Annotated in this window: 25 protein-coding genes; 15 read left to right on the top strand and 10 right to left on the bottom strand. The window is 70.4% G+C overall.

The window, feature by feature from the left end:
- The first annotated feature begins 154 nt into the window (after positions 1-154).
- Positions 155-355 carry a hypothetical protein gene (locus tag ACFHPP_RS25315; RefSeq protein WP_437166018.1) on the top strand — a complete coding sequence of 67 codons (201 nt, stop codon included), beginning with the start codon at positions 155-157 and terminating at the stop codon, positions 353-355.
- A 55-nt stretch (positions 356-410) separates the two neighbouring features.
- Here the strand turns inward: ACFHPP_RS25315 and ACFHPP_RS25310 are convergent, their stop codons facing one another.
- The 7 genes from ACFHPP_RS25310 to ACFHPP_RS25280 form a co-directional block, all read right to left on the bottom strand.
- On the bottom strand, positions 411-1148 hold the full coding sequence (locus tag ACFHPP_RS25310; RefSeq protein ID WP_437166017.1) for a peptidase: 738 nt from the start codon (positions 1146-1148) through the stop codon (positions 411-413).
- Complete coding sequence (locus tag ACFHPP_RS25305) at positions 1145-2095, bottom strand: alpha-E domain-containing protein (protein WP_437166016.1); 951 nt, start codon at positions 2093-2095, stop codon at positions 1145-1147. The genes ACFHPP_RS25310 and ACFHPP_RS25305 overlap by 4 nt, the downstream gene beginning before the upstream one ends.
- A gap of 5 nt (positions 2096-2100) precedes the next feature.
- Positions 2101-3579 (bottom strand): circularly permuted type 2 ATP-grasp protein, encoded by a 1479-nt coding sequence (locus ACFHPP_RS25300; RefSeq protein ID WP_437166031.1) that lies wholly within the window; start codon positions 3577-3579, stop codon positions 2101-2103.
- Positions 3580-3820: 241 nt separating this feature from the next.
- Positions 3821-4540 carry a DUF1194 domain-containing protein gene (locus tag ACFHPP_RS25295; protein ID WP_437166015.1) on the bottom strand — a complete coding sequence of 240 codons (720 nt, stop codon included), beginning with the start codon at positions 4538-4540 and terminating at the stop codon, positions 3821-3823.
- A gap of 50 nt (positions 4541-4590) precedes the next feature.
- Entirely contained in the window at positions 4591-6297 is a 1707-nt protein-coding gene (locus ACFHPP_RS25290; protein ID WP_437166014.1) for a gamma-glutamyltransferase family protein, read from the bottom strand.
- A gap of 109 nt (positions 6298-6406) precedes the next feature.
- Complete coding sequence (locus tag ACFHPP_RS25285; protein WP_437166013.1) at positions 6407-7984, bottom strand: ABC transporter substrate-binding protein; 1578 nt, start codon at positions 7982-7984, stop codon at positions 6407-6409.
- Between the two features lie 52 nt (positions 7985-8036).
- Positions 8037-8594, bottom strand: a complete 558-nt coding sequence (locus ACFHPP_RS25280; protein WP_437166012.1) for a nucleoside 2-deoxyribosyltransferase — start codon at positions 8592-8594, stop codon at positions 8037-8039.
- Between the two features lie 103 nt (positions 8595-8697).
- Between ACFHPP_RS25280 and ACFHPP_RS25275 the strand changes: the two genes are divergently transcribed.
- The 7 genes from ACFHPP_RS25275 to ACFHPP_RS25245 all read left to right on the top strand — a co-directional run bounded on the left by ACFHPP_RS25275 (position 8698) and on the right by ACFHPP_RS25245 (position 15198).
- Positions 8698-9477 carry an alpha/beta hydrolase gene (locus ACFHPP_RS25275; RefSeq protein ID WP_437166011.1) on the top strand — a complete coding sequence of 260 codons (780 nt, stop codon included), beginning with the start codon at positions 8698-8700 and terminating at the stop codon, positions 9475-9477.
- Between the two features lie 41 nt (positions 9478-9518).
- On the top strand, positions 9519-10706 hold the full coding sequence (locus tag ACFHPP_RS25270; protein WP_437166010.1) for an ABC transporter substrate-binding protein: 1188 nt from the start codon (positions 9519-9521) through the stop codon (positions 10704-10706).
- A 79-nt stretch (positions 10707-10785) separates the two neighbouring features.
- Positions 10786-11709 carry a branched-chain amino acid ABC transporter permease gene (locus ACFHPP_RS25265; RefSeq protein ID WP_437166009.1) on the top strand — a complete coding sequence of 308 codons (924 nt, stop codon included), beginning with the start codon at positions 10786-10788 and terminating at the stop codon, positions 11707-11709.
- The gene (locus ACFHPP_RS25260; protein WP_437166008.1) at positions 11709-12647 is read left to right on the top strand and encodes a branched-chain amino acid ABC transporter permease; all 939 of its coding nucleotides are present in this window, start codon (positions 11709-11711) and stop codon (positions 12645-12647) included. Before ACFHPP_RS25265 ends, ACFHPP_RS25260 begins: the two co-directional genes overlap by 1 nt.
- Positions 12640-13398 carry an ABC transporter ATP-binding protein gene (locus ACFHPP_RS25255; RefSeq protein ID WP_437166007.1) on the top strand — a complete coding sequence of 253 codons (759 nt, stop codon included), beginning with the start codon at positions 12640-12642 and terminating at the stop codon, positions 13396-13398. The genes ACFHPP_RS25260 and ACFHPP_RS25255 overlap by 8 nt, the downstream gene beginning before the upstream one ends.
- Positions 13392-14111 (top strand): ABC transporter ATP-binding protein, encoded by a 720-nt coding sequence (locus tag ACFHPP_RS25250; protein ID WP_437166006.1) that lies wholly within the window; start codon positions 13392-13394, stop codon positions 14109-14111. The genes ACFHPP_RS25255 and ACFHPP_RS25250 overlap by 7 nt, the downstream gene beginning before the upstream one ends.
- Before the next feature lie 124 nt (positions 14112-14235).
- Positions 14236-15198: a tripartite tricarboxylate transporter substrate binding protein gene (locus ACFHPP_RS25245; protein ID WP_437166005.1), complete on the top strand. Its 963-nt coding sequence runs from the start codon at positions 14236-14238 to the stop codon at positions 15196-15198.
- Between the two features lie 130 nt (positions 15199-15328).
- Here ACFHPP_RS25245 and ACFHPP_RS25240 read toward each other — a convergent pair whose 3' ends face one another.
- The 3 genes from ACFHPP_RS25240 to ACFHPP_RS25230 form a co-directional block, all read right to left on the bottom strand.
- Positions 15329-15721: a type II toxin-antitoxin system VapC family toxin gene (locus ACFHPP_RS25240; protein ID WP_437166004.1), complete on the bottom strand. Its 393-nt coding sequence runs from the start codon at positions 15719-15721 to the stop codon at positions 15329-15331.
- Entirely contained in the window at positions 15718-15963 is a 246-nt protein-coding gene (locus ACFHPP_RS25235) for a type II toxin-antitoxin system Phd/YefM family antitoxin (protein ID WP_437166003.1), read from the bottom strand. The genes ACFHPP_RS25240 and ACFHPP_RS25235 overlap by 4 nt, the downstream gene beginning before the upstream one ends.
- 70 nt (positions 15964-16033) lie before the next feature.
- Entirely contained in the window at positions 16034-18355 is a 2322-nt protein-coding gene (locus ACFHPP_RS25230) for a bifunctional salicylyl-CoA 5-hydroxylase/oxidoreductase (protein ID WP_437166002.1), read from the bottom strand.
- A gap of 121 nt (positions 18356-18476) precedes the next feature.
- Between ACFHPP_RS25230 and ACFHPP_RS25225 the strand changes: the two genes are divergently transcribed.
- From ACFHPP_RS25225 to ACFHPP_RS25195, 7 genes are read left to right on the top strand one after another with little or no spacing between them, the layout of a single operon-like run.
- Positions 18477-19205, top strand: a complete 729-nt coding sequence (locus ACFHPP_RS25225) for an SDR family NAD(P)-dependent oxidoreductase (protein ID WP_437166001.1) — start codon at positions 18477-18479, stop codon at positions 19203-19205.
- On the top strand, positions 19202-19702 hold the full coding sequence (locus ACFHPP_RS25220) for a MarR family winged helix-turn-helix transcriptional regulator (protein ID WP_437166000.1): 501 nt from the start codon (positions 19202-19204) through the stop codon (positions 19700-19702). Before ACFHPP_RS25225 ends, ACFHPP_RS25220 begins: the two co-directional genes overlap by 4 nt.
- A complete protein-coding gene (locus ACFHPP_RS25215; protein WP_437165999.1) occupies positions 19699-20511 on the top strand; it encodes an enoyl-CoA hydratase family protein in 813 nt (270 codons plus the stop codon). Before ACFHPP_RS25220 ends, ACFHPP_RS25215 begins: the two co-directional genes overlap by 4 nt.
- On the top strand, positions 20511-21671 hold the full coding sequence (locus ACFHPP_RS25210; RefSeq protein WP_437165998.1) for an acyl-CoA dehydrogenase family protein: 1161 nt from the start codon (positions 20511-20513) through the stop codon (positions 21669-21671). Before ACFHPP_RS25215 ends, ACFHPP_RS25210 begins: the two co-directional genes overlap by 1 nt.
- The gene (locus ACFHPP_RS25205; RefSeq protein WP_437165997.1) at positions 21668-23272 is read left to right on the top strand and encodes a benzoate-CoA ligase family protein; all 1605 of its coding nucleotides are present in this window, start codon (positions 21668-21670) and stop codon (positions 23270-23272) included. The genes ACFHPP_RS25210 and ACFHPP_RS25205 overlap by 4 nt, the downstream gene beginning before the upstream one ends.
- A complete protein-coding gene (locus ACFHPP_RS25200; RefSeq protein WP_437165996.1) occupies positions 23269-23727 on the top strand; it encodes an acyl-CoA thioesterase in 459 nt (152 codons plus the stop codon). The genes ACFHPP_RS25205 and ACFHPP_RS25200 overlap by 4 nt, the downstream gene beginning before the upstream one ends.
- The gene (locus ACFHPP_RS25195; protein ID WP_437165995.1) at positions 23724-24122 is read left to right on the top strand and encodes a RidA family protein; all 399 of its coding nucleotides are present in this window, start codon (positions 23724-23726) and stop codon (positions 24120-24122) included. Before ACFHPP_RS25200 ends, ACFHPP_RS25195 begins: the two co-directional genes overlap by 4 nt.
- Positions 24123-24231: the final 109 nt, after the last annotated feature.

The following is a 24231-nucleotide window of genomic DNA, read 5'->3' as shown; positions in this document are numbered from 1 at the left end:
GTTGCGGATCGCGCTGCTTTGAGGTTTTGCAACGACGCGCCGATTCCTTGACGTAACCGACATGGTCGTTGCATCGCGCAAACGTCAAAGCCGATGCGGAAACCACATGGTCGGCTTGGCGGTTGAGGGCGGGCTTCCAGAATGGAGAAAGCCCATGCGTAACACCCTTCCGACCCGCCTCACCGGCCTCGCGCTGACCGCCGGCGCGGCGCTGCTGGTCAGCGCCTGCACCTATGTCGAGCGCACGCCGCCGGCGCCGCAGCAGCCGGCGACGCTGGTGGTGCCGCAGGCCTCGCCGACTGTCGTGGCGCCGGCCGCGCCGCCGCCGACGGTGACGGTGCGGCCGAGCTACTGAGGCGGGCGCCAGCCCCCTCGCCCAGCCCTCTCCCCTGCCCCGGGGAGAGGGTTTTTTATTGGTCGAGCCAGTCGGGGCGCGGCAGGGCGCGGTAGGCCTCGCGCAGGCTTTCGGACCAGCGCTGGCGCAGGAAGGCGAAGTAGGGGTCCTCCTCGGTCAGGCGGCGGCGCAGGGCAGTGGCCAGCGCGTCGCGGCGGATCACCGTCAGGTCGATCGGCAGGCCGACGGTCAGGTTGGAGCGCAGCGTGCTGTCCATGCTGATCAGCGCCAGCGTCACGCCATCAGCGAGCGGCGTGGCCGGGACCAGCACGCGGTCCAGGATGGGCTTGCCGTATTTGTGCTCGCCGACCTGGAGGAAGGGCGTGTCGCGCGTCGCCTCGATGAAGTTGCCGGCGGCGTAGACCAGGAACAGGCGCGGCGGCTGCGGGCCGATCTGGCCGCCGAGCAGGATCGAGACATCGAAATTCAGGCCCTGGCTGCGCAGGCCCGGACCATCGGCCTCGAACACCTCCCGCACCGCGGCGCCGACGAGTTGCGCGGCACGGAACATGGAGGGCACGCGGGCCAGCGTGGTGATTTCGCCATCGAGGCGCACACCTTCCTGCAGGCGGTTCCAGACGGCCTGCGTCACGGCAAGGTTGCCGGCGGTCAGCAGGACCAGCACGCGCTCGCCCGGCTGTTCCTCCACGAAGGTCTTGCCGAAGGTCGAGATGTTGTCGACGCCGGCGTTGGTGCGGGTGTCCGACAGCATGACCAGGCCGGCATCGAGGAGGAGACCGACGCAGTAGGTCATGTGTTCAGGTAGAAATCCGCGATCTCCCGCCCGAGGTCGAGGTTGCGGTCGATCATCGTGGTCAGGAACGCGTGCAGGCCGCCTTGCAGGATGCGGTCGATGTTGGTGTCGCGCAGCCTGGCATGGGCCTCCGCCGCCAGGCGGTGGCATTCGCCGCGGCGGCCGCCGGTCGAGTCGGCGATGCGGTCCAGCACCTGCGCGACGCGGGCGTGGCAGGCCAGCAGGGACCGCGGCAATTCCGGGCGCAGGATCAGCAGATCCGCCACCAGCTTCGGCTGCAGGCGGGTGTGATAGACCCATTGGTAGGACCGCAGCGCGGAGACGCTGCGCAGCAGGGCCTGCCACTGGGCATAGGCGACGGCGCCCTCGGCCTCCGTGCCGTCCAGCGCCAGGTGCTTGGCATCCAGCAGCCGCGCGGTGTTGTCGGCGCGTTCCAGCATCACGCCGAGATGCACGAAGCGCCAGCTGTCGTCGCGCAGCATGGTGTCGGCCGCGGCGCCGTTGAACAGCAGGGTGCGGGCGCGGACCCAGTCGAGGAAGGCGGGCAGGCGGTCCGCATCGGTGGCGGTGGGGGCCAGCAGGCGCATCTCGCGCCAGGTGTCGTTCAGCGCCTCCCACATGTCGACGGTCAGCGCGGTGCGCACGGCGCGGCCGTTGCCGCGGGCGGATTCGATGCAGTTGGCGATGGAGGACGGGTTCTTCGGGTCCAGCGCCAGCCAGCGGATCACGGACTCCGCCGTGACCTCCGTGTGGTTTTCCATGAAGCCGGGTTCGGCGCCGGCGGCGACCAGCAGGCTGTGCCATTCATCGACCAGCCCCTCCTCCACGCCGAGGCTGGAGCCTAGGCCGGCCATGCGGAGGGCGACCTGCATGCCGCGGGCGAGGTTGCCGGCGCGTTCGGTGTAGCGGCCGACCCAGAACAGGCTGTCGGCGGTGCGGGAGAGCATTTTCGCTAGCTCCCCTGGGACTGGGATTGCGACTGGGACTGGAAGCCGCCGCCGGATTGCGACTGGCTCTGCGACTGGGACTGGCGGGGTGCGTCGTCCACCACCCATGTGTCCTTGGTGCCGCCGCCCTGCGAGGAGTTCACCACCAGCGAGCCCTCCCGCAGCGCCACGCGGGTCAGGCCGCCGGGGACGATGCGGACTTCCTTGCCGGTCAGCACATAGGGACGCAGGTCGACATGGCGGGGGGCGATGGTCTCGCCGGACAGGGTCGGCACGGTGGACAAAGCGAGCGTCGGCTGGGCGATGTAGTCGGCCGGGCGGGCCAGGATGCGGCGGGCGAATTCCTCCCGCTGTTCCGGCGTGCTGTGCGGGCCGATCAGCATGCCGTAGCCGCCGGAGCCGCGCGCCAGCTTCACCACCAGGTCCGCGATGTTGGCGAGGACATGTGCGCGGTCTTCCTCCCGCTCGCACAGGAAGGTCGGCACGTTCTGCAAGAGGGCCGCCTCGCCGAGGTAGAAGCGGATCATCTCCGGCACGAAGGGGTAGATCGCCTTGTCATCGGCGATGCCGGCGCCGGGGGCGTTGGCCAGCGTGACGTTGCCGGCGCGGTAGGCGGCGAAGATGCCGGGCACGCCCAGCATGCTGTCCGGCCGGAACACCTTCGGGTCGAGGTATTCGTCATCCAGCCGGCGGTACAGCACGTCCACGCGCCTGGGGCCGGCGGTGGTGCGCATGAAGACCACGTCGTCCTGCACGAACAGGTCGGCGCCTTCCACGACCTCCACGCCCATCTCGTCGGCCAGGAAGCAGTGTTCGTAATAGGCGCTGTTGAAGTGGCCGGGGGTGAGGATGGCGACGCAGGGCTCGCCGCGGCAGTTGGGCGGTGCGGCTTCCTTCAGCGTCTCCAGCAGGTCTTCCGGATAATGGTTCACCGGGGCGAGGCGGTGGCTGGAGCACAGGCCGGGGAACAGGCGCAGCATCGCCTCCCGGTTTTCCAGCATGTAGGAGACGCCGGAGGGCGTGCGGCAATTGTCTTCCAGCACGTAGAAATCATCCGGGCCGGTGCGCACCAGGTCGATGCCGGAGATGTGGCTGTAGATGCCGCCCGGGGGGCGGAAGCCCTGCATCTCCGGGCGATAGGCCTCGTTGTCCAGCACCAGGGCGGAGGGGACGATACCGGCCCGCAGGATTTCCTGGGGGCCATAGACATCGGCCATGAACATGTTCAGCGCGCGCACGCGCTGGGTCAGGCCGCGCGCCAGGCGGTCCCATTCGGCGCGGGCGAGGATGCGGGGGATGATGTCGAAGGGGATCAGGCGCTCGGGGTCGCCGCCTTCCCCATAGACGGCGAAGGTGATGCCGACGCGGCGGAACAGCGCCTCCGCCTCCGCCCGCTTGGCGGCGAGCGCCTCCAGCCCCTGGGCCTTCAGCCAGGCCTCGATGCCGGCATAGGCGGGGCGGACGGAATGGTCCTTCTCGTGCATCTCGTCGAAAGCGCGGGCCTGTTCGGTCACGTCCAGCCTTGTCCCCCATGTCGGGACTGACCTTGGGCGAATTGATCGGCAGTGGGAAGGGGCGACGGGGCCCCCCCGGGCGGGCCGCGTGGCGCGGCTGCCCGCGGGCTAGGGCCGTTTCACCTGCGCCATGCACAGGTGAAACGGGCCTAGCTGTTGATTTGGCGCATTTTCCGATCCGTCAGGCGTATCCGCCTGACTTGAAAATGCTCTAGGCGGGGGCTGCCCCGGCCGGGTGCAGCGCGACCTCCCGGATCAGCTTGGCGCGCATGGCGCGGGCGAAGTCCCGGCGGTCCTCCGCCTGCAGGACGAAGGCGCCGGGGCCGCCCATGACGTCCTGCTCATAGGCGGCCTTGAGGCGGCCGCCGCGCCAGGAGGAGTTGGCCTCGATCGCCAGGCCGTTGACGATGATGCCCTGCGCCACGGCGAGGTCACGGGCGATGGGGGCCGGGGTGAGGCTGCGGATGTCGGGGCCGTCGCCGGACAGGTCGATGGTGCGTTCCTCGGCGGCCCAGGGGGCGCGGGCGATGAGGGCGGTGGCGTGGATCAGCGCGTCGCCGATGGCGTTGTAGGATTGGCGGGAGCGGGGGGCGTCGCGCATGGCGGCGGCGGCGGAGTCCGCGCTGCCAGCGTCGGTCACGCGCATCCAGTCCACGACGGTGGCGGCGCCGCCGGGGGAGCCCCATTCGACCAGGGCGACGCCGAGGGCGCCGCGCGGGCGGGAGCGGATGGCGGCGAGGACGGTGGGGTGGGCGATGGCCTCGGCGATGCCGTCGCGTTGCAGGGCGAATTCATCGGCGTCGATGGAGCCGGAGGCGTCGATGGCGAGGACGAGGAGGAGGTCGACGGGTGTGGATTGGGCGCGGGCGGGGAGCGCGGCGAGGGCGGGGGTGGCGAGGAGGGTGCGGCGAGCCAGGTGAGCCCCCCTCACCCAACCCTCTCCCCCTGAAGTAGGGGGAGAGGGCTTTTGTGGTTGGTGGGTCATATGGCGATGGCGTAGGCGGGGCGGCGGGGGTCGGCGCCGGCGCGTTTCAGTCCGGAGACCGGGTCGTCCAGCACCACCTCCACGCTGCCGGCGAGCCAGGTCATGTCGGGCCAGGGTTTCACCTCATGGCCCAGGGCCGCCAGCGCATCGCGGGTTTCCACCGGGATGCGGGATTCGACGGCGAGGCGACCAGGAAAGTACTCGTAGGGGGCGAAGGAGGATGGAAACGAATAGCTGGCGACGCGGGGGGCCTCGATGGCGTCCTGCACCTCCATGCCGAAATGCAGGATGTTGAGCATGACCTGGAGCATGGCCTGGATCTGCACGTCGCCGCCCGGCGTGCCGAAGGGCATCACGCCGCCCTCCTTCGTCACCACCATGGCCGGGTTCGGGGTCAGGCGCGGGCGTTTGCCGGGGGCGACGCCGGCGGGGTGCGACGGGTCCGGGCGGTTCTGCGTGCCGCGGCCGGAGACGACGAGGCCGGTGCCGGGGATGACCGGCACGTTCCAGGAGCCGTCGGAGGGCGTCGCGCTGAAGGCGTTGCCCCAGCGGTCCACCACGGCGACGTAGGAGGTGTCGGCCTCGACCTTCGGCAGCTGCGCCCTGGAGGGTTCAGGCAGGGCGTTGCCGCGGCCGAGGATGGGCTCCGGCAGGCCGGGGTGCGCGCGCTTCAGGTCGATGGCGGCGGCGCGGGCGGCGATGTGGCCGGGCGAGAGAAGCTGGTCGAGCGGCACGTCCACCATGGCGGGATCGCCGAAATGGTACTCGCGGTCCGCCAGCGCGCCCTTCAGGGCCTCCACGATGAGGTGGATGTATTCGGGCGAGTTGTGCGCCAGGCCATCGAGGCCGAGGCGTTCGGCGATCAGCAGCGCCTCGGTCAGCGCGGGCCCCTGGCACCAGGGGCCGCAGGTGAGGATCTCGTGGCCGCGCCAGTGGCGGGAGACGACGGGTTCGATGCGGGAGCGGTAGGTGGCGAGGTCCTCGGCCGAGAGGAAGCCGCCCTCGGCCTGGACGTAGCGGACGATCTGGCGGGCGAGGTCGCCCTTGTAGAAGGCGTCATGCGCGGCCTGGAGCCCAGCCTCCCGGCCCTGCCCCGCCGCCGCGCGTTCCTGGTCCACCATGTAGGACAGGCTGCGGGCAAGGTCGGTCTGGACGAATTTCTGGCCGAGCACCGGCACAGCGCCGCCCGGCAGGAAGATCGCCGCGTTCTGCGGCCAGGTGCGGTATTCCGCCTCATGCGCGCCGATGCTTTCGCGCAGCAGCGGGTAGCAGGCGAAGCCTTCGGCGGCGAAGCGGATGGCGGCGGCGGCGATGTCGCCGAAGCGCATCGTGCCGTGGCGGGCCAGGGCCTGGATCCAGGCATCGGGGGCTGCGGGCACCACCATGCGGCGGACGCCGGGCGGCATTTTTCCGCCGTGCTCGCGCATGAAGACATCGGGCGGCGTGGCGGCGGGCCAGTGGCCGAGTCCGGCGATGGATTCCACCGTGCCGTCCGCCTTGCGGATCAGGATCGGCGCGACGCCGGCGACGCTGACGAGGTCCGGTTGCAGCACGCCGAGCGCGAGGCCGGCGGCGCAGCCGGCATCGACCGCATTGCCGCCGGCTTCCAGGATGGCGAAGCCGGCGGCGGCGGCCAGGTAGTGGCCGGCGCTGATGGCGTGGCGGGTGCCGGCGATGGTGGGGCGGCCGGTGGAGGGCGTCATGCGGCGATACCTCCGGGAGGTTGCGTGGCCCCCCTCACCCAACCTTCGACGCAGTGCGTCGAACCCCCCGTTGGGGGGAGAGGGCTCTGCAGGCAGGCGAGAGTGTCAGTCATCGCGCCGGCACCGCGTGGATGGCGACCATCTGTTCATCCAGGCGCGGCGTGTAGGTGATGCCGCGGCGGGCGGCGGCGATGGTCATCTGGGTGTAGATCGGGATGCCGGCGTGCAGGCGCATCGCCTCCCGCATCGCGATGCGCAGCGCTTCCTCGCGGTCGCCCTCCATGCGGAAGGCCGCGTCCTCGATCAGCTTGTCGAGGTCCGGATCGCTGAAGGCGCCGCGGTTCGATTGCCCGAAGCCGCGCGAGACCTGCTGGCTGTGCATGGCGAGGCTCAGCACATGCGTGGCGTCGCGGGTGGAGGAGGAGGATTGGCCGAACAGCACCAGTGGCACGTCGTTGCGGCCGACCTGGGTGCGGGTGAAGAACACCGAGCCGGGTTGCGTCTCGACCTTCGCCTGGAAGCCGGCGCGGGTGAACATCTGGCCGAGCGCCTGGCAGACGCGGTTGTCGTTGACGTAGCGGTTGTTGGAACAGCCGACGGTGAAGCCGAAGCCCTCCGGGTAGCCGGCCTGTTCGAGCAGGGCGCGGGCGCGGTCGGGGTCGTAGGCGGGGGTCGGGATGGCCGGGTCGTAGCCGCCGAAACCCTCCGGCACCAACTGCCCGGTGGCGACCGCCTGGCCGTCCATGGCGCGGGAGACCAGGGCCTCCCGGTTGATGGCGAGGCTCAGCGCCTGGCGCACGCGGATGTCGCGGAAGGGGTTGCGGTCTAGCGGCTGGCCGGTGCTGTCCGTGATCAGCGGCAGCGTCTCCGCGCCGACATGCGGCAGCAGGAACATGGTGCGGTCGGAGGGGCGCTTGAAGACGGAGACGCGATCCGAGCGTTCCAGCCGCACCGCATCGGTGGTCGGCACGTTCTCGATCAGGTCCAGGTCGCCGGCCAGCAGCGCCGCGGTGCGGGAGGCGTCGTTGCCGGCGACGCGGATCTGCACCCGCGCCCAATGCGGCTTGTCGCCCCAGTAGGTGTCGTTGCGGACCACATCCATGCCTTCCGGCCCGCGGAACTGCTCCAGCCGGAACGGGCCGGTGCCGATGGCGGCGCGGCCGGAGGCGAAGTCGCTGGGGCCGGCGCCTTCGGCGGCGCGGCGGCTGACGATGAAGACGTTGGTGAGCTGGCCGGGCAGCACCGGGTTGGGCTGGGTGGTGTGGATGCGGATGGTCAGCGGGTCCACGACCTCCGTCCGCGTGATGCCGCGCAGGTTGGGGGTGTAGGGGCCGGGGTTGCCCGGGATGTTGGGGATGCGCTGGAAGGAGAAGGTGACGTCTTCGGCGGTGAAGGGCGAGCCGTCCTGGAAGGTGACGCCCGGGCGCAGCTTCAGCTCCCAGGTCGTCGGCGCGATCGCGGTCCAGGACAGGGTCAGGCCGGGCACCCAGCGGCTGTCGGCGTCGCGGTTCACCAGCGTGTCGTAGATGTGGCGGGAGGCCGCCATGTTGGGGCCGAGGAAGATGAAGTGCGGGTCGATGTTGAAGGGGGACCGCACGCCCATGGTCAGGGTCTGCGCCTGCGCCGGGGCGCCACCGAGAACCGCCAGGGCCATCGCCGCGCCAGCCATCCAACGTCGCATCATCATCCGTCGTCTCCGTCTACCTGGCCGGAAGGCTCGGCGCGACGGGGGGCGGGTGTCAACGGGCAATGGCCTTCAGGCAGGCCTCGAAGCCCGCAAGGTCCGTCCAGCGCTCGGCCGCCGGCACCTGGCGGCGGATGAGGAGGCCGCCGGCGGCGCGGATGCCGCCATCGATCATCAGGTTGTCGGTGAGGCCGAATTCCTCCAGCGCCAGCCCCTCGCCATCGACCCAGCGGCCGGCGGCGTTGCGGCTGGCGTGGTGGCCGAGGCTGCGCAGCGTGCGGGCGGCGAAATCGGCGGTGTCGTTGGTGTAGCCGAGCACGGGGCGGCCGAGGGCGCGCATGAAGCCGAGTTCGTAGACCGTGCCGGCATCGGCGGAGGGGCCGCGGAACGGGGTGAGGTTGGCGATCAGGGCGTCGCAGGCCCGGATATGCGCCTCGTTGCGCAGGTAGATGGCGTACCAGGGCTCGGGCGCGGCATCGGCGGCGGGGTCGGGGCGCGGCTCGGTGGGGAAGACGCCTTCGAGGCCATGGCGCGCGCAGAGGCGCTTCTTCTCGGCGGCCATGGCGGCGGCCTCGGGCAGGAAGACGTCGGGGCCGGCGAGATAGACTTTCATGGGCGCATCATGCCCGAATTCCGCTGCCTTGCGGAGCGGGGCGCTCGGGATTTGGCGATTCCGGGGTTGCCGGGATGCTGGCGGGCGCGTGCAATGCGGCGCGATGGATCTGGAAGCCGAATACAACAACCGGGCGCGGGTGCCGGAACATCCGGCGCATCTCGCGGCCTGGCAGCGCGATGCCGCGGCCTGGCGGGCGGCCTGCGCGCGGGCGGAACTCGACCTGCCCTATGGCGCGGGCGCGCGGGAGCGGCTGGACCTGTTCTGGCCGGACGGTGCCAGCGCGACGACGCCGGTCGCGATGTTCATCCATGGCGGCTACTGGCAGGGTCTCGGGCGCGAATGGGTCTCGCACTGCGCGCGCGGGCTGAACGGACAGGGCGTGGCGGTGGCGGTGCCATCCTACGATCTGTGCCCGGCGGTCGGCATTGGCGACATCGTGGCGCAGATGCGGGCGGCGGCGCGGATGCTGCGGGCGCGGCTGGGCCGGAAGCTGCTGGCGGCGGGGCATTCGGCGGGCGGGCATCTGGCGGCGATGCTGCTGGCGCTGGAGCCGGAGGCGGTGCGCGCGGGGCTGGCGATTTCCGGCGTGTTCGAGCTGGAGCCGCTGCGGCACACCAGCATCGGCACGGCGCTGCGGCTGGATGCGGCGATGGCGCGCACCCTGTCGCCGCGCTTCCTGCCCCGGCCGGCGGGCGCCCTGCACTGCATCGTCGGCGGCGCAGAGAGCGACGAATACCTGCGGCAGTCGCGCGACATGGCGGCGGCCTGGGGTGGCGGGTTCGAGGTGGTGCCGGGTGCGGACCACTTCACGGTGCTGGCGCCGCTGGCTGATCCGGCGAGCGGGATGGTGGCGCTTGCGAAATCGCTTGCATCGGCATGATGCTTGAAGCTTAAAATATTGGGAAGAACAGGGAGACCAACATGAGCATCCAGATAGGCCGGCGGCATGTGATGGGGCTGGCGGCGGCGGGCCTTGCCATGCCCGCGGTGGGGCGCGCGCAGGCGGCGCCGGTGAAGATCGGACTGGTGGCGGTGCAGACCGGGCCGGCGGCCTCGCTGGGCACGCATCTGCGGGATGGCTTCCTGCTCGGCATGCGGCATCTGGAGAACAGGCTCGGCGGCCGCATGGCGGAGGTCATCCAGATCGATGACGAGCTGAAGCCGGATGTGGCGGTGACCAAGGTCCGCGCCGCGCTGGAGCGCGACAAGGTGGATTTCGTCGTGGGCGTGGTGTTCTCCAACATCCTGGCGGCGGTGATGCGGCCGGTGACGGAGCAGCAGACCTTCCTGATCTCGACCAATGCCGGGCCTTCGCCTTTCGCCGGGCGCGGCTGCAATCCGTTCTTCTTCGCGACCTCCTACGTCAACGACCAGAACCATGCGGTGATGGGGCGGGCGGCGCAGGATGCCGGCTACAAGCGGATGATGCTGCTGACGCCGAACTACCAGGCGGGCCGCGACGCGATGGCCGGCTTCAAGTCGGAATACAAGGGCGAGGTGGTGGACGAGATCTTCACCCCGCTGACGCAGATGGACTTCTCCTCCGAACTCGCGCGCATCGCCGCGGCGCGGCCGGATGCGATCTTCACCTTCATGCCGGGCGGGCTCGGCGTGAACCTGGTGCGGCAGTACCGGCAGGCGGGGCTGGCCAACATCCCGTTCCTGTCCGCCTTCACGGTGGATGAGAGCGTGCTGCCGGCGCAGGGCGCCGCGGCGGTGGGCTTCCAGACCGGCACGAGCTGGACGCCGACGCTGCCCGCCGAGCAGAACGCCCGCTTCGTCCGAGACTTCGAGGCGCAGTACACCTACGTGCCGGCGAGCTACGCGGCGCATGCCTATGATGCCGCGATGCTGCTGGACAGCGCCATCCGCAAGACGGGCGGCAACCTGGCCGACAAGGGCGCGCTGCGCGCCGCGATCAAGTCGGCGGATTTCCGCAGCGTGCGCGGCAACTTCGCCTTCGGCGAGAACCACTTCCCGGTGCAGGATTTCTGGCTGGCGAAGGTGGCGGCGCGGCCGGATGGGAAGTTCCAGACGGAGCATGTGCGGAAGGTGTTCGACAACGTGACGGACCCGTTCGCGGCGCAGTGCCGGATGCCGGCGGCCTGAGCATCGACCGCGGGCGAGCCCCCCTCACCCAACCCTCTCCCCCCGAAGTGGGGGGAGAGGGCTTTGCTGGAGTGCCTGGATGTCGCTGACGCTGCTGCTCGTGCAGGGGTTGAACGGGCTGCAGCTCGGCATCCTGCTGTTCCTGATCGCGGCGGGGCTGACGCTGGTGTTCGGGGTGATGGATTTCATCAACCTGGCGCATGGCGTGCAGTACATGGTGGGCGCCTATCTCGCGGCCTATTTCGCCGCGATGTCGGGCAGCTTCTGGGTGGCGCTGGCCCTCGCGCTGCCGGCGGCACTGGCGGTGGGGCTGGTGCTGGAATTCCTGGTGTTCCGGCATCTGTATGACCGCGACCACCTGGCGCAGGTGCTGGCGACCTTCGGCGTCATCCTGATCCTGAACGACGGCGTGAAGGCGCTGTTCGGCTCCGCGCCGTTGCAGGTGCCGATGCCGGAGGCGCTGACCGGCGGCATCGAGGTGATGCAGGGGCTGCTGTATCCGCATTACCGGCTGGCGATCATCGCCGGCGGGCTCGCCACGGCGGGGCTGCTGTGGTGGCTGGTGGAGCGCACCAAGGTGGGCATGCTGATCCGGGCGGGGGCGACGAATGCGCCGATGGTGGCGGCGCTCGGTGTCGATATCCGCCGGCTGTTCATGGTGGTGTTCGGCTTCGGCGCCATGCTGGCGGGTTTTGCGGGGGTGATGGCGGCGCCGATCCTGTCGGTGGAGCCGGGGATGGGCGACAACCTGCTGATCCTCGCCTTCGTCGTCATCGTCATCGGTGGCATCGGATCCGTGCGCGGCGCCTTCCTGGCGGCGCTGCTGGTAGGCCTGGTGGAGACGCTGGGGCGGTCCATGATGCCGGACCTGATGCGGCTGTTCATGGAGCCGTCGGCGGCGCGGCAGGTGGGCGCGGCGCTGGCCTCGATGCTGATCTACATCGCCATGGCGGCGATCCTGGCGTTCCGGCCGGCGGGGCTGTTCCCGGTTCGCGCATCCTGATGGGCACGCTGCGCCGGGAAGCCCCTGCCCTGCTGCTGCTGGGCGCGCTCGGCCTCGCCCCCTTCATCGGCTTCGGCGAGGGCTATGTGCTGACGCTGCTGGCGCGCGCGATGATCCTGGCGATGGCGGCGGTGTCGCTTTCCTTCCTGGTCGGCGGCGCCGGGCTGGTCTCGCTGGGGCATGCGGCGATGCTCGGCTTCGGGGCCTATGCCGTGGTGATCCTGGACGACCTGCAGGTGGTGGATGCGCTGGTCGTGCTGCCGGCGGCGATGCTGGCGGCGGCGGGTTTCGCGCTGGCGACGGGGGCTGTCGCCATCCGGACCAGCGGCGTGCATTTCATCATGATCACGCTGGCCTTCGGGCAGATGGCGTTCTTCACCGCCTCCTCCCTGTCCGGCTATGGCGGCGACGATGGCTACACGCTGTATGCGCGCAGCGAGGTGGCGGGGACGCGCATCCTGTCGGACCGTTTGGGCTTCCACTACGTCTGCCTCGGCGCGCTGACCCTGGCCTGGCTGGTCTGCCGGATGCTGCTGGCGTCCCGCTTCGGGCGTGTGCTGCGCGCGGTGCGCGGCAATCCGCTGCGGGCGCAGGCGCTGGGGTTCTCGCCCTATCCGTACCGGCTGGTGGCCTATGTGATCGCGGGTGCGATCGCGGGTGCGGCGGGGTTCCTGTTCGCCAATGCGACGGAGTTCGTGGCGCCGGCCTACATCTCCTGGCAGCGCAGCGGGGAGTTGCTGTTCATGGTGATCCTCGGCGGGATTTCCGGGCTGCATGGCGCGCTGCTCGGCGCGCTCGGCTTCGTGCTGCTGGAGGAGTGGCTAAGCCACCAGTGGGAGCATTGGCGGATCGCCTTCGGGGTGCTGCTGATCCTGGCGGTGGTGTTCATGCCTGGCGGCTTCACCGGGCTTCTGGCGCGGGGGCTGCGGCGTGGCTGAGGCACTGCTGTCGCTGCGGGGCCTGCGCAAGCGCTTCGGCGGGCTGGCGGTGACGGATGACGTCTCGCTGGACGTGGCTGCGGGGGAGATCCACGCGGTGATCGGGCCGAACGGCGCCGGCAAGACCACGCTGATCAACGAGATCAGCGGCGTGCTGCCGGTGGATGCCGGGCAGATCCTGTTCGAGGGGCGCGACATCACGCGGCTGAAGCTGCACCGGCGGGCACGGCTCGGGCTGGCGCGGTCGTTCCAGATCACCTCGATCATCCCGGACTTCACGGCGCTGGAGAATGCGGCGCTGGCGGTGCAGGCCGGGGATGGGACCTCCTTCCGGTTCTTCCGGCCGGCGGCGGGCGAGGCACGGCTGAACACGGCGGCGCTGGCGGCGCTGGACCAGGTGGGCCTCGGTGGGCGCGCCACGATTCCGGCGGGCGAGATGAGCCATGGCGAGAAGCGACAGTTGGAGCTGGCGATCGCGCTCGCGACTCAGCCGCGCCTGCTGCTGCTGGACGAACCGCTGGCCGGCGCGGGGCCGGAGGAGACGGAGCGGCTGATCGGCATCCTGCGCGGCCTTCGCGGCCGCTACGCCATCCTGCTGGTGGAGCACGACATGCAGGCGGTGTTCGCGATGGCGGACCGGATTTCCGTCCTCGTCTATGGCCGCGTCATCGCCACCGGCACGCCGGATGAAATCCGCGCCAATGCGGAGGTGAAGGCCGCCTATCTCGGCGAGGATGAGGCGACGTGCTGAGCCTCCACAACCTCACCGCCGGCTATGGCGGCAGCCAGGTGCTGTTCGGGGTGGAACTGGCGATCGGCGCTGGCGAGGTGGTGACGCTGCTCGGCCGCAACGGCATGGGCAAGACGACGACGATCCGCGCCATCATGGGGCTGCTACCCTCCGTCGGCGGGCGCGTGTGGGGGGGCGGCATCGCGGTGGATGGCGCGCCGGTGGCCGGGCTGCCGGCGCATCGGGTCGCGCAGCTTGGGCTCGGGCTGGTGCCGGAGGGGCGGCAGGTGTTCGCGACGCTGACGGTGGAGGAGAACCTGCTGGCGACGGCGGCCAACCGCAGCGGACGCGCCACGCCGCGCTGGACGCTGGAGGAGGTCTACGCCTTCTTCCCCCGGCTGCAGGAACGGCGGCGGAACCCGGGCGCCAAGCTTTCGGGCGGGGAGCAGCAGATGGTGGCGATCGGCCGCGCGCTGATGACCAACCCGCGGCTGTTGATCCTGGACGAGGCGACGGAAGGGCTGGCGCCGCTGATCCGGGCGGAGATCTGGTCCGTGCTGGCGAAGCTGAAGGCGGAGGGCCAGGCGATTCTGCTGATCGACAAGAACCTGGCCGCGGTGTCCCGCTTGGCGGACCGGCATGTGGTGATCGAGAAAGGTCGCACGGTCTGGACCGGGACGAGCGCGGATCTCGCGGCCTCGCCGCAGGTGCGCGACAGCTACCTGCACGTGTAAAGCCTTTACCAATTCACAGGATTCGTGGCGCCGGGCTTTACCGGTTTCGCCGCCGGCACCGCAGCGCGCCATTCCCCCGGCGGCCCCGCATCCTTCATACGATCCGCCTGCACAGGAGGATCGCATGTCGCTGCTGACCCGCCGCACCGCGCTTGGCGCGCTGCTCGCCGCCCCGCTCGCCGCGCCTGCCCTTGGCAATTCCTGGCGGCCGGACCGGCCGGTGGAACTCGTTGTCGGCTTCGCGCCGGGCGGCGGCACGGACATCGTGGCGCGGCTGTTCGCGAAGCATCTGGAGACGCGGCTCGGCCAGCCGATCACGGTGGTGAACCGGCCGGGCGCGTCGAGCGAGGTGGCGCTGACCTATGTGGCCCGCGCCAGGCCAGACGGGCTGGTGATGGGGCTGACCAACATGCCGTCCTTCGTCACCGTTCCGGTGGAACGGCGGGCGCAGTACTCGCTGGATAGCTTCGGCTTCATCGGCAACATCATGACGGACCCGACCGGCCTGATCATCCGCGCCGACAGCCCGATCAAGGACGTGCCGGACCTGGTCAAGCGCGCGCTGGCGGACCCGGAGGGGATCACCATCTCGACCTCCGGCATCGGCACCGACGACCACCTGTTGCTGGCGATGATCTCCCGCCTGACGGGGGCGAAGTTCACCATCATCCACTACACCGGCGCGCCGATCCAGCGGAACGCGCTGATGGCCGGGCATGTGCAGGCGAACACCGTCTCGGTGGGGGAGGTGATGCCGAACCCGGATGGCGTGCGCTTCATCGGGCATGGCGGCGCGGCGGAAACCCGCTTCGCGCCGGGCGTGCCGACCTTCAAGAGCATGGGCCTGGACTTCGAGATGTATTCGGAGCGCGGGCTGGTGGTGCCCAGGGCCACATCGGACCGGATCGTGGACCGGCTGCGGGACGCGGTGCAGGAGGCGGCCTCGGACCCCGCGACGCGGCAGACCTTCGCGGCGCAGTTCATCGAGCCGACGCTGGAGCCGGGGGCGGCGTGGGAGGCGCGGATGCGGGCGGCGCAGACGCAGTATGCGGAGTTGTGGCGGCGGGCGCCGTGGATCAACAGCTGAGATCGGGGGTAGAGCCCTCTCCCCTGGAGGGGGAGAGGGTTGGGTGAGGGGGAGGTCTGCAGGGTCGGGGCAGCGCGTGGATCCGTAAGCCCCCCTCACCCTTCCCTCTCCCCCGTCGGGGGGAGAGGGTTCAGCCAACCAGCAGGATGTGCTCGGCGTAGCGCGCCAGCACCGGGTCGGCGGTGACCAGCGTCGCGCCCTCCGCTTCCGCCTGCGCCACCAGCATGCGGTCGAAGGGATCCTTGTGGATCGGTGGCAGGCGCATCAGGCCGGCGGCGTGTTCGCTGGTGACAGGGATTTCGCGGTAGCCGGCATCGAGCAGGCCGCGGCGCAGGCGGCGCGGGTCGACGCTGAAATCGGCGCGGCCGAGGCCGGACTTCACAGCCACCTCCCAGATCGAGGCGGCGCTGAAGGCGCAGACGCTGCGCGGTGTTTCCAGGATGCGGCGTGCCGCGGCCGGAAGCCGCTCGGGCAGGCCGGCGGCCCAGAGCAGGATGTGCGTGTCGAACAGGAAGAAGGTCACGCGCCGCCCGTGAACAGCGCCTCTATCTCCGGCGCGGCCATGCGGTCGAAATCCTCGGGCACCGTGATCTGGCCGGCGAGGAAGCCGATGCGGCTGGTGCCGGCGCGGGCGCTGTCATCCAGTGGCACGACCTTGACCATCGGCTTGCCTGCCTTGGCGATGATGAAGGCCTCGCCCTGCGCCGCCTGCTCGACGAGGGCGGAAAGCTGGGTCTTGGCCTCGTGGATATTGACGCTATGCATGAGGATCAGCCTTAGTCTGGTCTACCCAACTTAGTCCACCCGAAGCGCCGTTGCAAGTTTGAAGCTGGTGCTACTCCGCGGCCCTGGGCAGCGCCTGCGGCGCGGGTGCGTGGGTCTTCGGGCGGGCCTTCAGCTTCAGCTCCCGCAGCTCCGCCTGGTCCTTCGCCGCGTTGCGCAGCGCCGCATCCTGGCCCCAGCGGTATTGTGGCGGGCAGGCCTGGTCGCGGACGCCGTATTGCGCGGCGGCGTGCAGGGTGAAGGACGGGTCGGTCAGATGCGGCCGGCCGAGCGCCACGAGGTCGGCGCGGCCGGCGGCGATGATGGTGTTGACCTGGTCGGCGCTGGTGATGTTGCCGACGCACATCACGGCGATATCCGCCTCGTTGCGGATCATGTCGGCCCAGGGAAGCTGGAACATGCGGCCATAGGTCGGGCTGGCATCGGCGACGGTCTGGCCGGTGGAGACGTCGATGAGGTCCGCGCCGGTGGCGGCGAAGGCGCGGGCGATGGCGAGGCAGTCCTCCTCCGTCAGCCCGCCTTCCGCCCAGTCGGTGGCGGAGATGCGGACGGACATCGGCTTGGACGCGGGCCAGGCCTCGCGCAGGGCTGCGAAGACTTCCAGTGGGAAGCGCAGGCGGTTGGCGATGGGGCCGCCGTATTCGTCCGTGCGCAGGTTCGTCAGGGGCGAGAGGAAGGACGCCAGCAGGTAGCCGTGGGCGCAGTGCAACTCCAGCATGTCGAAGCCGCAGGCGATGCCGCGGCAGGCGGCAGCGACGAAATCCGCCTTCACCGCGTCCATGTCGGCGCGAGTCATCTCCCGCGGCACCTGGCTGTGCGGGTGGTAGGGCGTCGGGCTGGCGGAGAGGAGGGGCCAGGCGCCTTCGGGAAGCGGCTGGTCCATGCCCTCCCACATCAGCTTCGTCGCGCCCTTGCGGCCGGCATGGCCCAGCTGGAGCGCGATTTTCGCGGCGGAACTGCCATGCACCAGCTTCACGATGCGGGTCCAGGCGGCCTGCTGCGCGTCGTTCCACAGGCCGGTGCAGCCGGGGGTGATGCGGGCGCCGCGGCTGACGCAGGTCATCTCGGTGAAGACCAGCCCGGCGCCGCCCGTGGCGCGGGCGCCGTAATGGGCGAGGTGGAAGTCGTTCGGCAGACCCTCGGTGGCAGAGTACATGCACATGGGCGAGACGACGACGCGGTTGGCCACCTGCATGCCGCGCAGCGCAAAGGGCTGGAACATCGGCGGCTTCGCCGGATTGCCGCCCGTTTCCTCCGCCACCGCGCGCTGGGTTTCCGCCACGAATTCGGGCGCGCGGAGGGCGAGGTTGTCCCACGTAATCGCCTTGCTGCGCGTCATCACACCGAAAGCGAAGCGCGTGGGGGAGAAGTCCCAGAAGCGCTTCACATGCTCGAACCAGACGAGGGAGACGTTGGCGGCGTGCTGGGTCTTCTCGACATCCTCGCGCCGGCCGGTCTCGAAGGCGTGCAGCGCATCCGGGACCATCGCGTGGCGCAGGAAGGACTGGTGCAGGGCGATGGCATCCTCCATCGCCAGCTTGGTGCCGGAGCCGATGGAGAAATGCGCGCTGGCCTTGGCGTCGCCGAGCAGGACCACGTTGCCGCGCACCCAGCGGGCGCATTTCACTGTGGGGAAGCGGCGCCAGGTGCTGCGGTTGGTGATCAGGCGGTGGCCCTGCAGTTCCTCGGCGAAGACGTCTTCAAGAAAGGCAGCACTCGCGGCCTCGTCCATCTTGTCGAGGCCGGCGCTCGTGAAAGTCTCGGGATCGGTCTCCAGGACCCAGGTGCTGGCGCCGGGCTCGTACTGGTAGCAATGGGCGATGAAGATGCCGTGCGGCGTTTCCTTGAAGAAGAAGGTGAAGGCGTCGAAGGGGCGCGTGCTGCCCATCCAGGCGAAGCGGTTGGGGCGCAGGTCGATCTCGGGCTGGAAATGCTCGGCGAAGCGTTCGCGGATCGGGGAGTTGATGCCGTCGGCCGCGACGATGAGGTCGGCGTCGGGGAAATCCTCCGGCACGGCTTCGCGTCGGAATTCGAGCTCGACGCCCAGCGCGCGGGCGCGATGGGCGAGCAGCATCAGCAGCGTGCGGCGGGAACAGCCGCAGAAGCCGTTGCCGCCGATGCGGTGTTCCTGGCCCTTGGCGTGAATCGAGATGTCGTCCCAATAGGCGAAGCTTGCGGTGATGGCGCGGTAGCTGGGCTCGTCGGCCTGATGGAAGGCATCGAGAGTCGCGTCGCTGAACACCACGCCGAAGCCGAAGGTGTCCTCGGCCCGGTTGCGCTCGACCACCGTGATGCGCGAGCCGGGAAAATCCCGCTTCATCAGGATGGCGAAATACAGGCCTGCCGGGCCGCCGCCGATCACCGCGATGCGCATCCGCGCTTCTCCCGATCCTGGATGGAGATAGTTTAGGCTTCAAAGATTGGCGGTTCAACGGAAATGCAAGGTTGCCCCGGGGGGCGGCGATGTTTTAGGCTTGAAGCATCGCGGGGGGATCATGGTCTCGGCAGCGCTTCACGGCAGGACGGCCCTGGTCACCGGCGGCGGCAGCGGCATCGGGGCTGCCTGCGCCGCGGCGCTGACGGCGGCGGGCGTGCGGGTGACGGTGCTGGGGCGGCGCGAGGACCGGCTGCGGGCGGTGGTCGAGGCGGGCGAGGCGCAGGGCTTCATCGTGGCGGATGTGAATGCGCTGCCGACGCTGCCGGAATTCGGGATGCTGGTGCAGGCGGCCGGCGTGGCGGAAAGCGCGCCCTTCCTGAAGACGGATGCGGCGCTGTTCGAGCGGATGTGGCGCGTGAACCTGATGGGCGCCGTCGCGGTGACGCAGGCGGTGCTGCCGGGGATGCTGGCGGCGGGGTTCGGGCGGGTGGTGATGGTGGCCTCCACCGCCGCGCTGAAGGGCTATCCCTATGTCACGGCCTATGCGGCGGCGAAGCATGGGCTGCTCGGGCTGGTGCGGTCGCTGGCGCAGGAGGTGGCGGCGAGGGGCGTGACGGTGAATGCGGTGTGCCCCGGCTTCACCGAGACCGACATCGTGGCCGACAGCATTGCGCGCATCATGGACCGCACCGGGCGCAGCGCGGCCGAGGCACGGGCTGAACTCGCGAAGCACAACCCGCAGCGGCGCCTGGTGCAGCCGGCGGAGGTGGCCGCTGCCGTGCTGGCGCTGTGCGGCGCCTCCGCGATCAACGGCCAGGCGATCGCGGTGGATGGGGGCGAGACATGACGCCCGTGGATGCGGAGACCGCGCTGGCGCATGCGCCGCCCGGTCACAAGGACGAGTTGCGGCTGTGGCTGCGGATGCTGACCTGCACGACGCTGATCGAGGGCGAGATCCGCCGCCGGCTGCGACGGGACTTCGACACCACCCTGCCCCGCTTCGACCTGCTGGCGGCGCTGGACCGCGTGCCGACCGGGTTGAGCCTGGGCGAGGTCTCGCAGCGGATGATGGTGAGCAACGGCAACGTCACCGGCCTCGCCGCGCGGCTGGAGGCGGAGGGGCTGGTCGAGCGGCGCGTGCGACCCGGCGACAAGCGAGCGCAGATGCTGCGGCTGACGGCGAAGGGGCGGCGCGACTTCGCGCGGCAATCGGCGGCGCATGAGGCGTGGGTTGCGGAACTGCTGGAAGGCATGGCGGAGGGTGAGCGTGGCGCGCTGTTCCTGCTGCTGGGCAAGGCCAAGCTTTCGGTGCGTGGCGCGCTGACATCGGAGGAGGTGGCATGATCCCGCTGGCGGAGTATCGGGCGCAGCATGTGAGGCTGGAGGTGGCGGGGGGCGTCGCCACGATCACGCTGGATCGGCCGGAGCGGAAGAATCCGCTGACCTTCGAGAGCTATGCGGAGCTGACGGCGATCTTTCGTGCGGCGTCGCAGGATGATGCGGTGCGCGCCTTCGTGGTGGCGGGCTCGGGCGGGAATTTCTGTTCGGGCGGCGACGTGCACGAGATCATCGGGCCGCTGCTGGACCGCGACACGAAGGGGCTGATGCAGTTCACGGCGATGACCGGCGACCTGGTGAAGGCGATGCGCGCCTGCCCGCAGCCGATCGTCGCGGCGGTGGATGGTATCGCGGCCGGCGCGGGGGCGATCATCGCCATGGCGTCGGACATGCGGCTGGGCACGGCGCGGGCGAAGGTGGCGTTCCTGTTCAACCGGGTCGGGCTGGCGGGGTGCGACATGGGCGCCTGCGCCATCCTGCCGCGGATCATCGGCCAGGGGCGCGCGAGCGAGTTGTTGTTCACGGGACGGTCGCTGGGTGGGGACGAAGGCCTGGCCTGGGGTTTCTTCAACACGCTGCATGCGCCGGAGGGGCTGGCGGATGGCGCGGCCGCGCTGGCGCGGCAGATCGCGGAAGGGCCCGGCTTCGCGCATGCGATGACCAAGCGGATGCTGGCGATGGAATGGGCCATGTCCGTCGAACAGGCGATCGAGGCGGAGGCGGTGGCGCAGGCGCTGTGCATGACGACGCAGGATTTCCGGCGCGCCTACGACGCCTTCGTGGCGAAGCAGCGGCCGGTGTTCCGGGGGGATTGATGGCGGATCGCAGCTTCCTCGACTGGCCGTTCCTGGAACCGCGCCACCGTGACTGGGCGGCGGAGGTGGAGGCCTGGGCGGCGGACCACGCCGAGGCGCTGTCGGACGAGCACGACGCGGATGCCAGCGTGGTGCGGCTGGCGCGCGCGATGGGGGATGCGGGCCTGCTGCGCGTGCCCTGCCCGGCCGATGGCGTGCTGGATGTGCGGGCGCTGTGCCTGGCGCGGGATATATTGGCGCGGCACAGCGGCCTCGCGGATTTCGCCTTTGCGATGCAGGGGCTGGGCACCGGGCCGTTGACGTTGTTTGGAAGTGCAGCGCAGCGGGAACGGTGGTTGCCGGGCGCGCGCGCCGGTACGGCGCTGGCGGCCTTCGCGCTGAGCGAACCGGAGGCGGGCAGCGATGTCTCCGCGCTGGCCCTGGCCGCGACGCCGGATGGCAACGGACACTACCGGCTGAGCGGGCAGAAGACCTGGATCAGCAATGGCGGCATCGCGGCGAGCTACGTGGTGTTCGCGCGCACCGGGGAGGCGCCGGGCGCGAAGGGGCTCTCCGCCTTCCTCGTGCCCGCCGATGCAGCGGGCCTGACGGTCGCGGAGCGGATCGAGGTGACGGCGCCGCACCCCCTGGCGCGACTGGATTTCGCCGGTGTGCGCGTGGCGGCCGAGGACATGCTGGGCAAGCCGGGCGAAGGCTTCCGGGTGGCGATGGCGACGCTCGACGTGTTCCGCGCCACCGTCGGCGCCGCGGCCCTGGGCTTCGCCCGGCGGGCGCTGGACATGACGGTGGCGCACGCTGTGTCGCGAAACATTTTCGGCGGGACGCTGTTCGACCAGCAGATGTCGCAGGCCGCCATCGCCGACAGCGCGACGGAGGTGGAGGCCGCGGCGCTGCTGGTCTACCGCGCCGCCTGGTTGAAGGATTCCGGCGCGGCGCGGGTGACGCGCGAAGCCTCCATGGCGAAGCTGCATGCGACGGAGGTGGCGCAGCGCTGCGCCGATCGCAACGTGCAGATCCATGGCGGGCTCGGCGTCACGCGCGGTCACAAGGCGGAGGAGCTGTACCGCGAGGTCCGGGCGCTGCGCGTCTATGAAGGCGCCTCCGAGATCCAGCGCATCGTGATCGCCAAGGCGGAACGCGACCGCCACGGCGCAACATGAGCGCGCACCGGGACAGCTTCGCTCGCGACCACCTGCCGCCGCGGGAGCAGTGGCCGGAGTTCCTGCTCGACCGGCCGGAATACCGCTACCCGGCGCGGCTGAACTGCGCGGTGGAACTGCTGGACCGCAACCTGGAGCGCGGGCGCGGCGAGCATCCCGCGCTGGTGACGCCGCAGGAGACGCTGAGCTACGCGCAGCTCGCCGACCGGGTGGACCGGATCGCGCGGGTGCTGGTGGATCGGCTGGGGCTGGTGCCGGGCAACCGGGTGCTGCTGCGCTCGGCCAACAATGCCTGGATGGTCGCGGCGTATTTCGCGGTGCTGAAGGCGGGCGGCATTGTCGTCGCCACCATGCCGCTGCTGCGCGCCAAGGAATTGTCCCAGGTCCTGCGCAAGGCCCGGATCAGCCACGCGCTGTGCGACGCGCGGCTGGCGGAGGAACTCCGCAAGGCCGAGGCGCCCGACCTGCGCCACCTGGTCTGCTGGGGCGATGGCGAGCTGGAGGGGATGGTGGCGCAGGCGGCGCCGGGGTTCCCCGCCTGCGACACGGCGGCGGATGACATCTGCCTGATCGGCTTCACCAGCGGCAGCACCGGGGAGCCGAAGGGCACGCTGCATTTCCATCGCGACATGCTGGCGATCTGCGACGGCTATGGGATGCAGGTGCTGCGGCCGCAGGCGTCGGACGTGTTCATCGGCTCGCCGCCGCTGGCCTTCACCTTCGGGCTCGGCGGGCTGGTGCTGTTCCCGTTCCGCGTCGGCGCCACGGCGGTGCTGCTGGAACGCGCGCCGCCGGAGGACTTGCCGGCGGCGATCGCGCGCTACCGCGCCACCGTGTGCTTCACCGCGCCGACCGCCTACCGGATCATGGCCGGGCTGGCCGGCCGGCATGACCTGTCGAGCCTGCGCAAATCCGTCTCGGCCGGGGAGGCGCTGCCGAAGCCGATCTTCGATTCGTGGCAGGTGGCGACGGGCCTCAAGCTGATGGACGGCATCGGCGCGACGGAGATGCTGCACATCTTCATCAGCGCGCCGGAGGAGGCCATCCGCCCCGGCGCCACGGGCCTGCCGGTGCCGGGCTATGTGGCGCGGGTGGTGGATGAGGCGGGCGCGGAAGTGCCGCGCGGCACCATTGGTCGGCTGGCGGTGAAGGGGCCGACCGGGTGCCGCTACCTGGATGATCCGCGCCAGGCGCAGTACGTCCAGCACGGCTGGAACATCACCGGCGACACCTACATCCAGGACGCCGATGGCTACTTCTGGTACCAGGCGCGCAACGACGACATGATCATCTCGGCCGGCTACAACATCGCGGGGCCGGAGGTGGAGGCGGCGCTGCTGGCGCATCCGGCGGTCGCCGAATGCGGCGTGGTCGGCGCGCCGGATGCGGAGCGGGGGATGGTGGTGCGGGCCTATGTCGTGCCGAAGCCGGGTGTCGTGGCGGATGCGGCTCTGGCGAAGGCGTTGCAGGATTTCGTCAAGGCGGAGATCGCGCCGTACAAGTATCCGCGCAGCGTGGTGTTCTGCGACGCGCTGCCGCGGACCGAGACCGGCAAGCTGCAGCGCTTCGCACTCCGCAGGCAGGCCGAAGCGGGCGCATGACCAGGCCCACGCCCCTGACCGCTTCGGCGCTGCCAGCGCAGGCCTTTCGCAGCGAACAGCGCGTGCGCTTCGGCGATTGCGACCCGGCGGGGATCGTGTTCTTCGCGACCTGGTTCGCCAAGGCGAATGCGGCGGTGGAGGATTGGTTCGAGGGGGCGCTCGGCATCGACTTCCACGCGCTGCACGCCGAACGCCGCATCGGCACCGGCTTCGCCCATGCCGAGGCGGATTTCTTCGCGCCAGGGCTGATGGGGGACCGGGTGGCGCTGACGCCGCTGGTGACGCGGATCGGCGGTGCCTCCTACGGCCTGACGCTGCATGTGCATCGGGGGGAGGCGGAATTGCTGCGGATGCATCTGGTGACGGCGACCACCAATCTCGATGCACGGCGCGCGGTGCCGGTGCCGGCCGATCTGCGCGCGGCGCTGGCGGCGTATCAGGAGCGTTGCGCATGAACCCGCTTACCGCCCTGCAACCGCCCGGCTGGCCGGCGCCGCGCGGCTATTCGAACGGGATGATGGGACGCGGCCGCGTTGTGCTGGTCGGCGGGCAGATCGGCTGGGATGGGAAGGGGCGCTTCGCCGAGGGCTTCGTCGCGCAGGTTCGGCAGGCGCTGGAGAACATCCTGGCGGTGCTGCGGGAGGCTGGCGGCGGGCCCGAACATGTCGGGCGCCTGACCTGGTATGTGGTGGACATCGCGGAGTACCGGGCGTGCCTGGCCGAACTTGGGCCGGCCTACCGCGCCGTGATGGGGCGCAACTTTCCGGCGATGGCGCTGGTGCAGGTGGTGGCGCTGGTGGAGCCGGAGGCGCGGGTGGAGATCGAGGCGACGGCGATCCTGCCGGAGTAATCGCCTTTCACGCGGCGTGCTCGTCCGATATGATCGATCATTACGCCGGGTTGATCACCCAGGCTTATATTCAGAGTTATTTATTTAGCCTGCCGCAAGCGAGGATTTT

Origin of the sequence: Falsiroseomonas sp. E2-1-a20 (assembly GCF_051433195.1) — a bacterium.
Taxonomy (GTDB): Bacteria; Pseudomonadota; Alphaproteobacteria; order Acetobacterales; family Acetobacteraceae; genus Falsiroseomonas.
The sequence above is the reverse complement of the archived record's forward strand: the minus strand, read 5'-3'. Positions and strand labels throughout refer to the sequence as shown.